The 13,613-nt window shown below is 51.8% G+C and carries 15 protein-coding genes; 3 read left to right on the top strand and 12 right to left on the bottom strand.

Annotated elements, in window-relative coordinates; translation table 11 throughout:
• Nucleotides 1-17: 17 nt before the first annotated feature.
• Entirely contained in the window at nucleotides 18-1,109 is a 1,092-nt protein-coding gene (locus AC0LWM_RS15820) for a hypothetical protein (RefSeq protein ID WP_474675918.1), read from the top strand.
• Here AC0LWM_RS15820 and AC0LWM_RS15815 read toward each other — a convergent pair.
• The gene (locus AC0LWM_RS15815) at nucleotides 1,104-2,498 is read right to left on the bottom strand and encodes a sugar ABC transporter substrate-binding protein (protein WP_474675917.1); all 1,395 of its coding nucleotides are present in this window, start codon (nucleotides 2,496-2,498) and stop codon (nucleotides 1,104-1,106) included. The two genes, AC0LWM_RS15820 and AC0LWM_RS15815, sit on opposite strands and share 6 nt — an antisense overlap.
• Before the next feature lie 151 nt (nucleotides 2,499-2,649).
• Between AC0LWM_RS15815 and AC0LWM_RS15810 the strand changes: the two genes are divergently transcribed.
• Nucleotides 2,650-3,144, top strand: a complete 495-nt coding sequence (locus AC0LWM_RS15810) for a hypothetical protein (protein WP_474675916.1) — start codon at nucleotides 2,650-2,652, stop codon at nucleotides 3,142-3,144.
• A gap of 1 nt (nucleotide 3,145) precedes the next feature.
• On the opposite strand, the gene AC0LWM_RS15805 is transcribed toward AC0LWM_RS15810, so the two are convergent.
• The gene (locus AC0LWM_RS15805; RefSeq protein ID WP_474675915.1) at nucleotides 3,146-4,480 is read right to left on the bottom strand and encodes a PhoH family protein; all 1,335 of its coding nucleotides are present in this window, start codon (nucleotides 4,478-4,480) and stop codon (nucleotides 3,146-3,148) included.
• 86 nt (nucleotides 4,481-4,566) lie between these two features.
• On the opposite strand from AC0LWM_RS15805, the gene AC0LWM_RS15800 reads away from it, so the two are divergent.
• On the top strand, nucleotides 4,567-5,112 hold the full coding sequence (locus tag AC0LWM_RS15800; protein WP_474675914.1) for a YhcN/YlaJ family sporulation lipoprotein: 546 nt from the start codon (nucleotides 4,567-4,569) through the stop codon (nucleotides 5,110-5,112).
• Nucleotides 5,113-5,161: 49 nt separating this feature from the next.
• Here the strand turns inward: AC0LWM_RS15800 and AC0LWM_RS15795 are convergent, their stop codons facing one another.
• The 10 genes from AC0LWM_RS15795 to AC0LWM_RS15750 form a co-directional block, all read right to left on the bottom strand.
• Complete coding sequence (locus AC0LWM_RS15795) at nucleotides 5,162-5,614, bottom strand: pyridoxamine 5'-phosphate oxidase family protein (RefSeq protein WP_474675913.1); 453 nt, start codon at nucleotides 5,612-5,614, stop codon at nucleotides 5,162-5,164.
• A gap of 129 nt (nucleotides 5,615-5,743) precedes the next feature.
• On the bottom strand, nucleotides 5,744-6,859 hold the full coding sequence (locus AC0LWM_RS15790; protein ID WP_474675912.1) for an LCP family protein: 1,116 nt from the start codon (nucleotides 6,857-6,859) through the stop codon (nucleotides 5,744-5,746).
• Nucleotides 6,860-6,879: 20 nt separating this feature from the next.
• Nucleotides 6,880-7,152, bottom strand: coding sequence for a hypothetical protein (locus tag AC0LWM_RS15785; RefSeq protein ID WP_474675911.1), 273 nt, complete (start codon nucleotides 7,150-7,152; stop codon nucleotides 6,880-6,882).
• Nucleotides 7,153-7,155: 3 nt separating this feature from the next.
• Complete coding sequence (locus AC0LWM_RS15780; protein ID WP_474675910.1) at nucleotides 7,156-7,608, bottom strand: hypothetical protein; 453 nt, start codon at nucleotides 7,606-7,608, stop codon at nucleotides 7,156-7,158.
• A complete protein-coding gene (locus tag AC0LWM_RS15775; RefSeq protein WP_474675909.1) occupies nucleotides 7,601-7,897 on the bottom strand; it encodes a YlaH-like family protein in 297 nt (98 codons plus the stop codon). Before AC0LWM_RS15775 ends, AC0LWM_RS15780 begins: the two co-directional genes overlap by 8 nt.
• Nucleotides 7,898-7,934: 37 nt before the next feature.
• Entirely contained in the window at nucleotides 7,935-9,776 is a 1,842-nt protein-coding gene (gene typA / locus AC0LWM_RS15770; protein WP_474675908.1) for a translational GTPase TypA, read from the bottom strand.
• 134 nt (nucleotides 9,777-9,910) lie between these two features.
• On the bottom strand, nucleotides 9,911-10,393 hold the full coding sequence (locus AC0LWM_RS15765) for a hypothetical protein (RefSeq protein WP_474675907.1): 483 nt from the start codon (nucleotides 10,391-10,393) through the stop codon (nucleotides 9,911-9,913).
• 123 nt (nucleotides 10,394-10,516) lie between these two features.
• On the bottom strand, nucleotides 10,517-11,182 hold the full coding sequence (locus AC0LWM_RS15760; protein WP_474675906.1) for a TerC family protein: 666 nt from the start codon (nucleotides 11,180-11,182) through the stop codon (nucleotides 10,517-10,519).
• Nucleotides 11,183-11,212: 30 nt separating this feature from the next.
• Entirely contained in the window at nucleotides 11,213-12,415 is a 1,203-nt protein-coding gene (thiI, locus tag AC0LWM_RS15755) for a tRNA uracil 4-sulfurtransferase ThiI (protein WP_474675905.1), read from the bottom strand.
• Nucleotides 12,412-13,569, bottom strand: coding sequence for a cysteine desulfurase family protein (locus AC0LWM_RS15750; protein ID WP_474675904.1), 1,158 nt, complete (start codon nucleotides 13,567-13,569; stop codon nucleotides 12,412-12,414). The genes thiI and AC0LWM_RS15750 overlap by 4 nt, the downstream gene beginning before the upstream one ends.
• Nucleotides 13,570-13,613: the final 44 nt, after the last annotated feature.

The following is a 13,613-nucleotide window of genomic DNA, read 5'->3' as shown; positions in this document are numbered from 1 at the left end:
GACGAGGGGGTTATCGCGTGAACATGCTGAAACGGAGCGTTGCCGCTCTCATCTGCCTTTGGATGCTCTTGTCGCAGACGGAATCGTATGCCGCCACGGAGCTTGTACCCGCCGAAGCCGATCAAGGCGCCAAAAGCATATTGGAAAAAAGCTTGTCCATCGTCGAAATCGATAAAGAGATCGCACGCATCGACGAGTCGCGACAAGCGACAGCAGCAAAAATCACCGAGTCCGAACGCCTGATCGGGGAGCAGGAGACGCTGATCGAAGGCAAGCGGGAGCAGGCAGGAGCCATATTGCGCGCATATTATACCGGCGAAAGGCAATCGTTATGGCTATCGCTTCTATCATTGGACAAATTCAGCGACCTGTTCGCCGTGTTCGACTATTTCAATGTCATCTTCGAGAACGACGGCCGCACGCTGGATCGTTATACGACCGCTTATCGGGAGATCAAATCGCTAAACGCCGAATACAAAAAAACGGAAACCGAGCTGAACGAACTAAAATCCCGGCTGGTCGCTCAAAGAAACCGAGTCGCCGCACTTCAATCCGAAGTGCAAAGCGAGCTGGATCAAAGCGGCAACCGTGAGCAGCTGCAAAGCATGATTCAGGATCTGATCGCGCATTGGCAATCTTCCGGCATCGAGGCGGTACAAACGTATTTCCGCGCGCTTGCTGCGGCGATGAAGGATTTCCCCGAGCTGCTCGATAACCATCGCGAAAATATTGTGATCGACGGATTCAATTACACCGTGCAAATCAAGGAAACGGACCTGAATGCGTTTCTGCGGCAAAAAAACCCGCTTTTCAAGCAGATGGAGTTCAAATTCGAACCCGGTCTGGTTAAAGCAAGCGGGAAACAGGACAATATGGAAGTCAGCATTTATGGGAATTACACGCTGGAGGAAGAGCCGGAGAACGCAATCCGCTTCCACGTCGACCGGCTCACATTTAACGGCATTGACCTGCCGGATACGACGTGCCGGGATCTGGAGAAACAGTTTGATCTGAGCTTCTATCCGCAGAAAGTCATCGCTTTGTTCAAAGCGACCGACATCAAGATCGAACAGGGCAAGCTCATTGTCGATTTAACGATCGCATTATAGGCCCTTGCCTTTCCATCCGCTATCGACACGTTCGATAAACGACTTGACATCGATATCGCCTTTCCACAGCTTCGGCAGCTCCTGCTGAAGCTGTTCCAGTTTTTCGGGCAAATAGGGGTCTGGCGGGAACACCCTGCCCTGCTCGGTTACTTTCGCCGTATGCCGCAAATCAGCGTAATCATTCGAGAACGAATTCAGGTAGAGCGATTTCACAACGGGCAGCTGTCCTGTCGTTTCCAGCATATTTTGCTGAGATTCCGTCGATGTCATCGCTTTGACCCATCCCATCGCTTCGTCCTCCAGTTCGGTTCTGGACGATACGACGAAGCTTCTCCCTCGAAGCCAGCCTCCGTTTTTCACTTCTTCTTTGGAATCAAACTCCATGTAACGAATATCGGCCGTTCCCTTCATCCGGTACTTCGACATTGTTGTCACCATCATCGCTAGGTCGCCTTGCTTCAACAGCTCCCATGCTTCATCCTCATTATCCGCGCCGCGATAAAATATCGGTCCGGCCGGAGCGTCCTCGCTCTCGCCCGACGCCAGAGCCGCTTCGTTGCCATCCTTGGTCGCGGGCTTGCCGTTGACGTTGCTTTTGTTATCGGCAGCTTGCGTCGTCTTCGGATCGAACAGCTGGCTCAACATGTGACCCGTTACGGAATCGGAAAGCCGCGGGCTTCCGCTCGTCCGATCGATCCATGATCCGCCCAATTGCCATATGAGCGAAATTAGCGCATAGGGGTCATTCGGATTGACATATAACGCATGCCGTCCCTCTTCCGGGTTCGCCAGCATCCGGCATAACGCATAAAACTCTTCAAACTTAGCGGATGGCTTCAACCCTTTGCCGTAATTCAATGCTTTGTCGTTCCATACCAAGACATACGGATCGATATCCTTCGGGATGCCCCATATGTATCCGTTCCATTTCAACTGCTCAATGATCGGCTCAATTTGGTCCGATTGCGATTCGTTCGTGAAATAAGCGTCCACCGGCAGCAAATAACCGAGCACGGCAAACTCTCTTACCCAGCTGTTGTCGAGCAGGAGCAGATCCGGCGCTTCGCCGAGCTGCGACATTCTTTTGAACTGTTCATACGCTTCGGCCGGGCTAATATTGTTTAATTCAACGGAGATCCCGTGTTCCTCCATATATTTCATGTTCATCGATTGCAGCATCACATATTCTACGGGCTCCATGGAAACGGCGATTTTAATCTGCTTCGACTCTTTCGTCAGCTTGGCCGTCTCTTCCGCCGGTCGGAATACTTGCTCTCCCTTATCCCAATTCTGCTGGGTGATCGGGGCGCTTCCATAAAATTGGAGCAGCAAAATCAAGGAAATCAGCAGCATTGAAGCAAGGACGAGTGCATTTTTTTTCTTTGACACGAATTTCTTCCTTTCACTCCTATACTTCTTACTATCATATCAAAATATTGAAAACGCTTCAAAACAATTGTTGGCCGCAACGGCTTGCCTACCCCTGCCGGTTTCATGGATAATAGTAACGAATATAGAATCGAGCGAAGGAAGAGTTGACATGATCAAATACGGTATTTTGATGAGTTTGCCGGACGGCAAGCTTCCCGGATTTTATGCGCAAATCGTCAAAGGACTCGCGGCTAAAGTAACCCTATTCGACCGTGACAAAGAAATGCTCATCGTCGATACGGAGCATGACCGTGACGCCGTTGTTGAGCTGCTCATCCATTACAAGGTCGAATATGAAACGATGGAACTGACACTGCTGCCGGAAGCGGCTCAAGTGGCCGGAACGTTCGAGGATTACGGCTTCACGAGCCGCGCCGGTAACAGTTATTTGTATAATCGATTGACGCTTTTGTTTACGTTTGCCGATCGCATCGAAGGCAGCGGCCAAACCGAACGGCATATGGCGGTTCTTCAGCTGGAAGAACACGTTATTGCCAAGTTCGACCTAGACGGCGCCACAATGTATGCGGTCGACCGTCAAATGGACGAATTGATCGAAGGCATCGCCAAAGCTTACCGTTGCAACATTCGTTTCCTATCGTAGCTTACAGCAAATCTGCCGCGAGCTGAGCAAGCCGGGACCGCTCCCCTTTCTCCAGCGTCATATGCCCGCTGATCGATTCCGCTTTGAACCGTTCGACCAAATAAGTCAGCCCGTTGCTCGTCGCATCGAGATACGGATGATCGATCTGTTCCGGATCGCCCATCAGCACGATTTTACTGCCTTCCCCTACGCGCGAAACGATCGTTTTCACTTCATGCTTGGATAAATTTTGCGCTTCATCGATAATGATGAACTGGCCCGGAATCGAGCGGCCGCGAATATACGTCAGCGCCTCCACTTGGATGCTGCCGAGTCCGAGCAATATTTTATCGATATCGCCGGATTTTTTCGTATCGAACAAAAACTCCAGATTGTCGTAAATCGGCTGCATCCACGGACGCAGCTTTTCTTCTTTTTCTCCCGGCAAATAGCCGATATCTTTGCCCATCGGCACGACAGGGCGTGCGATAAGCAGTTTTTTATATTTATGCTCGTCCTCGACCTTCATCAGTCCCGCTGCCAGGGCGAGCAGCGTTTTCCCTGTTCCGGCTTTCCCTGTGAGCGTCACGAGCGGAATATCGTCGTTCAGCAGCAGCTCCAGCGCCATCCGTTGCTGCGCGTTCCTAGCGCCGATGCCCCATACGGGATCATTGCTGTAGTATAAGGGCTCCAGCTTTTTGCCGTCGCTGCTCACTCGAAGCAATGCCGATTTGGACGAACCCATCTCATCCTTCAAAATGACGAATTCATTGGCCAGCAGCTGCACGTTCGGCGGCAAGCTCTTCGTCGGCAGAAACCGGTACGTATAAAATTCGTCGATGACCGACGGATGAACAAACAGCGAGACGTACCCCATATACATATCCGACAAAGACGAGGCGATCCGGTCCGATAAATAGTCTTCGGCGTTTAATCCGAGTACGTCGGCTTTGATGCGGACGAGCACGTCTTTGCTTACGATAATAACCGGTCGCGGCGATTCCTTGTCCTGCTCCTCCATATGGTAATTGAGCGCAACCGCCAAAATGCGGTTGTCGTTTGTAATTTCCCCGAACATCTCCTGAACCTTAACGAAGCTTCGATGGTTCAGCTCAACCTTGAGATTGCCTCCGTTGTCCAGCTTGATGCCGCTGTGCAGCTGGCCTTGTTCCCTTAATCCGTCGAGCAGCCGCGACACAAATCGCGCATTTCTGCCGAGTTCGTCGGCATTTCTTTTTTTGGAATCAATTTCTTCCAGAACGACAGCGGGAATGATCACCTCGTTGTCCTCGAAAGCATATATCGCGTTAGGATCATGCAGCAAAACGTTCGTATCCAACACAAATATTTTTTTCATAGGAGTCCCTCCAGCCGCTCGTTATAAATTGATGGAATAAGGACAAACTAACCTCGGACATTCGTTAAGAAAGGACGGTTATTGCCATGAACAAAAAACTGCTGCTTGTATCCATGTCGGTTACGTTAGCGTTGTCCCTTGTAGGCTGCATGAATCGAAATGCGGCATCACCCTCTCCTCATAGTCAACAGGTTAGACCTTATGCAACGGCACCAGGACAAAAGCCTGTCATTCAAAATCCAACGGAGGTTGCCGCCCATCTTGAGGCGCTGGCCAAAAGCGTTCCGCAGGTGAACGGGGCCCATTGCGTCGTTATGGGCAATACGGCGATCGTCGGCATCGATGTGAACGAAAAACTGGATCGCTCACGCGTCGGAACGATCAAATATTCCGTCGCCGAAGCGCTGCGCAAAGACCCGTACGGCAAATACGCCATCGTTACGGCCGATATGGATCTGGCGCAACGGATCCGCGAAATTCGCGCCGATATCGGCCGCGGGCGTCCGATTTCCGGTTTTGCAGAAGAATTGGCCGATATTATGGGCCGAATCGTGCCGCAAATGCCGCAGGATGTCATGCCGAGGAAAGATCCGAACGCAGGTGATCGTCCTAAACTGAATAAAAGCCTGTAGGCCAATCAAACAGCCGATTAAAGCCGCAAAAAGCCCAGTGAAACGCTCACTAGGCTTTTTTCATGGCGGTAAACACTTGTCCGTCGAGCTTATCCGCCGCTCGTTTGTCATACGTTTTTTCATATTCGGGGCCGACCGTTATGCGCGCTCCGTAGAACATCGCATCCCGCACCGTGTCGATGTCCACATCGAAGCAGGCCAGCTTTAAAGGTACTTCGGGCAACGTTTCCGCAACAACGGAAGCGCGGCCGTATACTGCGTACACGGAAGCCGCACCGAAGACGGAAACGGTCACCAAAGGATTTTGCGTCATGTTGGCGATCAGACGGGAACGTTGATCTACCGCAAATCGCAGCTTGGACGGGCTTACCGCGTACACCCATGAAATGGCGCTGGCGGTAGGAGCTCCGGATTCCGCGTCGATCGTATGGAGCATCACGAACGCTTCTTTCTGCAATTCGGCGAATAGTGGCTCGGATAGTGTTGTAACCGGTTCTGCCATGCAATCGGAACCTCCTAGTTCAATAATGTTACTGCTATTATAACATACGCTTTGTACAGGAGCTATATGTGTCCGGCCAAGGTCCCATTCGGAAAAGGGGCGCACCGCACGCGGCACGCCCCTTACGTTTTATTTTGCTTTGCTCTCGTCCGTTGTCTCCGGCGCTTTCAGCGCGTCGCTATTGCCTTGCAGTTCGTTCTGAAGCGATTGCTTGGCTGCGTCGAGACGCTCGTCCGAAACTTGCATATACGGGCTTATCCAAGCTCCTTCGATCGGCGTATAGCGAATATGGTCTTTGCTGATTCCGATATAGGTCCAGATCAAGTCCTTAATTTGCTGACTAGGAATGTCCGTCTTCAAATTATCGCCGACCGCATCGATGACGTCGCCGATTTTGGTTACGCCGCCGAGCGTTTGCATTTTGCCTACGATCTCCTTGAGCACTTGATTCTGACGAATGTTGCGCTCGAAGTCGCTGGACTCCTTCGTTGCGCCCTTACGGCCCGGATTGGAGTGACGGTAACGCACGAAATCAAGCGCGTTCTTCCCGTCCAGAGTCTGGGGGCCTTTCTTCAGGTTGATGTCCGTGCCGTCGGCCGTATCGCGGTAACGCATATCCTGGTCCACGTTGACGTCGACGCCGCCGAGCTCGTCCACCACTTGCACGAAACCTTTGAAGTCGATAATTGCCGTATAATCGATCGTAATATTCAAATAATCGCCGAAAAATTGCTTAATGTCGTTTTGCGCTTTGGTTAGCGCCGCTTCCTTGGCGGCATCCATCTTGGTGCCTTTGTCCAGCTCGTCTTTCAGCGCATTCGTATAGAAGGTCGCATAATAGGAATTAGCCTTATAAATATTGCGCTTCTTGTGCCCTTCGACCTTGATGTAAGTGTCCCTCGGAATGGACACCATCGTCGTCGTTTTGGTTACCGGGTTCAGCGTAGCCACGATAATGACGTCCGTATTCAGTCCGCCGCCTTTGCTTCGCGTATCGACGCCAAGCAGCAAAATCGATAGCGGCTTGACTTTGGCCGACTGCTCGGGCGGTACTTCGACGTCTTTGTTCGGATTTGATATTTTTTTATCGATATTATCATTGAGCTTCAATAATACACTCGCCGCGAACGCCCCGCCGCCAATCAGGCATAAGATGATCACCGTGATCAGCACCCGCAGCCAAGTCCGCTTTTTCTTGCGCTTGGTCGTACGTTCGCGCGGCGGCAAGTCGGAAGATTTCGACATGATCTATACACCTTTTCCAGTTAATTGTATTTCGGATTGGATTGAATGTCATGCAGCAGCTGCTCCGCCGCTTCGCGGTCGATAAGCTGCTTTTTCGTTTTCCCCTCCGATTCATACTGAACATGATACATCGTATCATCGACGCGTACAATTTGAAAATGTTGCAGTTTGTGGTCTTCTTCAAGGATTCCTTCAAAAAATTGGCATGTATCCAGCGCTGCATTGTCTTCCGGGCGAGCATCCGCTACGATCCGGATTTGCAGCCAATTAAACAACGCATCCTGCAAATTCACCGGTTATCCCTCTCTTATCCACACGACATCATATCCCAGTAAGTTCCAGCCATCGATCAAAGCAAGCAAGCGCAATTCCATATCGGACCACGTCATGGTGCGGGCAATGGCAAGCCACCCTTTTACTTCGCCTACCGAAGGCAAACGGTCCAGAAACGATTGTCCGCAGTGGGACAATTCCCAAGGCTTGCCGTCGAAAATTAGGTGACCATCGCCGTTTAAAGAAACGCAAAAGGACGAATATTCGTCCTGGCCTCCAGGGCCGCAAACGTCATCGCCGCCGTATTCCCCGCTTGTCAGCAGCTCTGCCTTGAACATACTGACGAAACGGGGATGAATCAGGTTCATTTTTTCGCGGAAGGCCGTTAGCTCCGGCGACGGGCTCACAGGGAGCCGGCCTGTGCCGAACGTTAACGGTTCCCGCGAAACGACGGGAGTCAGCCACATGTTAACCATTGCGTTTTCTCTTCTGCAGCTTTTCGACAAAATAGCGAATTTGGACCATTAGCATCAGAATGACCGCAACGCCAAGGCTTTGGATAATCGGAAGTCCTCGTCCCGTTTGGAGCACGTCGATCTGGAATACGAGCAGCATAAGCGCTCCAAGCCCGATCAGCACATATACGATAATCTCTTTAATAATCGGCAGCTTGCGAACTCGGAACACTCGATTATATACATAGGTCATGAACAAAAATATAAGAATATAAGCTATCCATGGATGGGCTTGAAACCACTCGCTCATCGCATTCCACTCCTCTCAGCCTGCCCGAAGGAACGGTTTATACGTTCGCTTCGGCCATTTTCCGGTGCTTCTCCGCACGCTCGCGCTCGCTTTTATTCAAGATTTTCTTGCGCAAACGGATGGATTTCGGCGTAATCTCACAATATTCGTCGTCGTTCAAGTATTCTAGCGCCTGCTCAAGCGAGTAAATTCTTGGCGTCTTCATCTTGACGGTATCGTCTTTTCCTGCGGAGCGAATATTGTTCAGCTGCTTTTCTTTGCAAATGTTCACAATAATATCGTTATCGCGGGTATGCTCGCCTACGATCATCCCCTCATACACTTCTGCGCCCGGTGTCAAGAACAGAATGCCGCGATCTTCGATTGACAAAATCCCGTACAGCGTCGAAGTGCCGGTATCGCTGGACACGAGAACGCCCTGATGACGTCCTCCGACGTTGCTGCCGGCATAAGGTCCATAGCTGTCAAAAGCATGGTTCATGACGCCATATCCGCGCGTCAAAGTCAAGAAATGCGTCCGGTAACCGATCAGTCCGCGAGCTGGAATCAAGAACTCTAGACGTACTTGTCCCGTACCGTTGTTGATCATATTCACCATGTCGGCTTTGCGCGTTCCGAGGCTTTCCATGACAGCACCCATGCTGTCTTCCGGCACGTCGATAATAAGCCGTTCGATCGGCTCCAGCTTGACGCCATCCTCAACCTTAACGATAACTTCCGGTTTCGAAACTTGCAATTCAAAGCCTTCACGGCGCATATTCTCGATCAGAATGCCGAGGTGCAGCTCGCCGCGTCCGGATACGACGAACGCATCTGGGCTGTCCGTTTCGTCTACGCGCAAGCTGACATCGGTTTCCAGTTCTTTAAAGAGACGCTCGCGCAGCTTGCGGGACGTTACCCATTTGCCTTCGCGGCCCGCAAACGGGCTGTTGTTAACGAGGAATGTCATTTGCAGCGTCGGCTCGTCGATCTTCAGGACCGGAAGCGCTTCGGGATTCGCCGGGTCGGCGATCGTTTCCCCGATGTTGATTTCTTTGATGCCGGCGATCGCAATAATGTCGCCCGCTCCCGCTTGCTCGACTTCAATGCGCTTCAGGCCTTGGAAGCCGAACAGCTTCTCGATGCGCGCTTGCTTGATGCCGCCTTCGCGAGTCATGACGGCTACCGGCTGGCCTTGGCGAATGATGCCGCGGTTTACGCGACCGATGCCGATGCGGCCCAAGTATTCGTTGTAATCCATCAAGGTGACGAGGAATTGCAGCGGCTCGTCTACATTTTCCGTCGGCGCCGGAATGTGCTCTACGATCGTGTCGTACAGCGCCTGCATGTTATCATCCTGCTTCTCCGCATCTTTGCTGGACGTACCCATTAATGCGGATGCGTAAACAACAGGGAAATCGAGCTGATCGTCGTTCGCGCCAAGCTCGATGAACAGGTCCAGCACTTCGTCGATGACTTCCGCCGGACGCGCGTTCGGACGGTCGATTTTGTTCACGACGACAATCGGCGTCAGTTGATGCTCAAGCGCTTTGCGCAATACGAATTTCGTCTGCGGCATGCAGCCCTCGAATGCGTCCACGACGAGCAGAACCCCGTCGACCATCTTCATGATCCGCTCCACTTCGCCGCCGAAATCGGCGTGTCCCGGTGTATCGACGATGTTAATCAAATAATCTTTGTACGTGATTGCCGTATTTTTAGCCAAAATCGTAATGCCGCGTTCCCGTTCCAGATCGTTCGAGTCCATGGCGCGTTCTTGCACCGCCTCGTGTTCGCGGAACGTTCCGGATTGCTGGAGCAGCTTGTCGACAAGCGTAGTTTTGCCATGGTCAACGTGAGCGATAATGGCGATGTTGCGAATATTTTCTCTTAAATGCATGTGTCAATTCCTTTCAAATGTAGGTTTCTTCTCCTGTTAAACGGATAAACGGTCTTGCGCCCAAAAAAAGCGCCGGACAACAGTGCCGACGCTTGACATAACAATATTATACGAATTTCGTCAAAAAAATCAAGCTACCATAGCCGTGGACGTCGGTAAATAAGAAACGCGCCGACGATAATCAGGACGATGGCGACGAAATAAATGCCCGCTCCCCATAGCAGCGAAATCCCGAAGAAAACGGCGGAAATGATCGTCAGAATCATGGAGGCAAGGAAAATGCCTTTCGGGCGATGCGGTTCGAACCAGTAGTATTCGTACAAGCCGATCGCTACGCCGAACATGAAAAACGGCCATAAATACTTCATCAGATCGAAGCCGAACCAGTTGCAAATCTGAAATATCAAGCCGTAGGTCGTCAAGATGCCGGCCGGGATCAATACCCACGACGGCAGCATACGGCTGAAGAACAGTACGTGAAGCAATATGCCCGGAACGAGAATAAACAACGGCCAAAAAATCGTTCCGATAAAGCTGAATACACCGAGCTTCCCGAGGAGAATGACAACTCCTGCAAGTAGAATGAATACGCCGAGCGCAGATTGATTTTTGGACATTCCCCATCACTCCGTTCCGTCGGTTTCGACAAGATTCTTGATATATCTCTAGTGTAATGCAGATTGGTTAAAAATACTAGCCGACAAGCATCCGCTTCGGTAAAAATAGTGCTTTGGTTGTTGTTACTTGACGACTCGGATCAAACGGAACTTCTTCATTAACCCCAGGCCGATGACGAGAACTGTCGTCAAGATCGGAATGAGCCAATGGAAGAAGGCAAAGTCGTGGATGAACCACTCGATCATTTTCGGATCTTTCACGAACATCTCGCCGGCCGTGTAACCGAGAATACCGGCGCCCAAGTAAACAAGTATCGGAAATTTTTGCAGCAGGTTCATGATGACCGTGCTGCCCCAGATGATGAGCGGTATGCTGAAGCCGATGCCGAGCACGATAAGCGGGACATCTTCGCCCGCAACGGCGGCGATCGCCAGCACGTTGTCCAAACTCATGACGAAGTCGGCTACGATTATCGTCCACACCGCTTTGCCGAGCGTGGACGCTTCCTTAACGTTAGAATGCCCGTCATCGTCCATAAGCAGCTTGATCGCGATGTATATGAGCAGAATCGAACCGGCAGCCTGAATAAACGGCACCTTGAGCAGCGTCACGGCAACAACCGTCAGGATGACGCGCAGAACTACCGCCCCGATGGCGCCCCACCAGACAGCCTGCTTCCGTTTGTCGGGAGGCAAATTTTTGCTGGCGAGCGCGATGACGACGGCATTATCTCCGCTCAGTACGATGTTAATCAGCATGATTTGCAGAAATAACCATACCCATTCCATCTTGCATACCCCTTTTCATCGGAAAATGTATTAGAACAAATGACGATCAATTTCGTTCCGATTGCCCGGCAGCACGATTGTTTCCGTCTGGTTGACGGCGTCCTCGATCCAGCGATCAAGCTCCGTAAGCGATTGCTCCGTTCGTTCGACGACATGCAAATTCGGATTGGTGCTCGGCGATTTCGGCACGAACAGCGTGCAGCAGTCCTCGTAAGGCAATATCGAAATCGGATAAGTGCCGATCGATTCGGCGATTTTGACGATCTCCACCTTATCCATCGCGATCAGAGGCCGAAGCAGCGGAATGTCGATCCCTTTGCCGATCACATTCAGGCTGCCCAGCGTTTGGCTTGCCACCTGCCCAAGGCTGTCGCCCGTCACGATCGCCAGCGCATTATTCCGCTCAGCTAGCTTTACCGTTATTTTCAACATGATTCTGCGCATCAGGGTGATTAGCAAATTTTGCTGCCCGGTTTTGGTCAGCTCCGTCTGAATTTCCGTAAAAGGAACCATATGTAGCTTGATTCTTCCGGCATATTGAGACAATACCTCTGTGAGCTCGATGACCTTCTGCTGAGCTCTTTCGCTTGTGAAGGGGTAGCTGTGAAAATGTACGGCCTCAAGCTCCAGCCCCCGCTTCATGGCCAGCCATCCCGCGACCGGACTGTCAATGCCGCCGGACAGCATCAGCATCGCTTTGCCGTTCGTGCCGAGCGGAAATCCGCCGGCAGCCGGTACGACCTCGCAGAACACATAAGAGGCATTTTCCTGGATATCAAGGTGCAGCGTAACTTCCGGCTGATGCACGTCCACCTTCAAGCCGGGAAAAGCTTGAAGAACGTAACCGCCGACCAAATGATTCATTTGCAGCGTGTCATGAGGGAACTGCTTCCAAGGCCGTTTCGTCGCCACTTTAAAAGTAGCCGGAATTTGCTTCAACTCTTTCATCATGGCGACAGAGGTTGCGCGAATTGCATCGAGCGTCGATTCGGTCCGTTTCAGAGGGCTGTAAGATACGATGCCGAACACCTTATGCAAGGAAGCGGAGACTTTCTCGTAGCTTTCCCCCTCCAGCTCGACGTACAAGCGGCCGAACGTTCTCATGTACTTCAGACCCGGGAATGGCCGCAGCACGCGGCGCACGTCCCGTTCAATCGCTTTTTCGAATTTGCCTCTATTTTTGCCTTTCAGCGCCAATTCTCCGAAGCGAAGCATTATCATATCGTATTTCATTCGTTTGATCTCTCCAAAGGCTTTAGTTTATTGACGACTTGCGGCAGCATGCGGCATAAATAGTCTATCTCATGCTCCTCCTGATCCGCAGACAAGCTGATGCGTATGCCGCTGTCCGCGCGCCGCTCATCGTTCGTCATCGCGAGCAGCACTCGGCTAGGCTTGTTCGTTTTTGACGAGCAGGCCGATTGGGTGGAAGCGATGATCTTATGTTTTTCGAGCATATGAATAAACACTTCCGGCTTCATGCCCGGGTAACAAAAATGAATGATGTGCGGCGCCATCATACGTTCGTCCTCGCTGCCGCTCACGACAAGCTCGGGAATGGCCCGGACCGCATCCAGCAGCTTCGATCGCATGGCGTACAAATGGCGTTCCTTGTTAGATTGCCCTTCCAGCGTCATTCTTACTGCTTTCGCCATGCCAACGATGTTTGGAACGTTTTGCGTCCCCGCGCGTTTGCCGAATTCCTGAGTTCCCCCGGCAAGCAGCGGCTCAAGCTTTACGCCGTCCCGGCAAAACAACGCGCCGGCTCCTTTCGGTCCGCGGATTTTGTGCGCGGAAATACTGAACAGGTCGATCCCCCAGCCTGTAATATCTACCGGGATTTTGCCGATGCTTTGAATTCCGTCGACGTGAAAAAGCACCTTCGGGCGATGCTTCAGCAGCGCCCCGATCTCGGCGATCGGCTGTATGCTGCCGACTTCGTTATTGACGTGCATCACGCTTACGAGGATCGTTTCCTCCGTCAACGCGGCCTCGATATCCCGAACGTCCACATGCCCCGATGCGTTAACGGGAATATAGGTAACCCGAAACCCTTCACGCTCGAGCTGTTTAAAGCATTCATAAACGGAAGCATGTTCGACCGCTGTAGTTATCATATGATTGCCGCGGCTCCGATATTGCATCGCCGCCCCCCGAATCGCTAAATTATTGCTTTCCGTACCTCCCGAAGTGAACAGGATTTGCCCCGCGGAGACGCCAAGCGACTCTCCGATGACTTCCCTGGCCCGCATCAGCAGCTTGTCCGCTTGGGCTCCGAGCCGGTGAATCGACGACGGATTGCCGTAATGCTCCTTCATCACTTCCGTCACGGCGTCGATGACTTCGTCGTAAGGCCGGGTTGTCGCGCAATGGTCAAAATACAGCATGATGTCCGCTCCTTTGACAATATTTCAGGTATGCGATATCCGAA

It is taken from the genome of Paenibacillus sp. sgz302148 (assembly GCF_056120465.1).
Note: the sequence above shows the minus strand (reverse complement) of the source record. Positions and strands in the feature narration are given on the sequence as shown.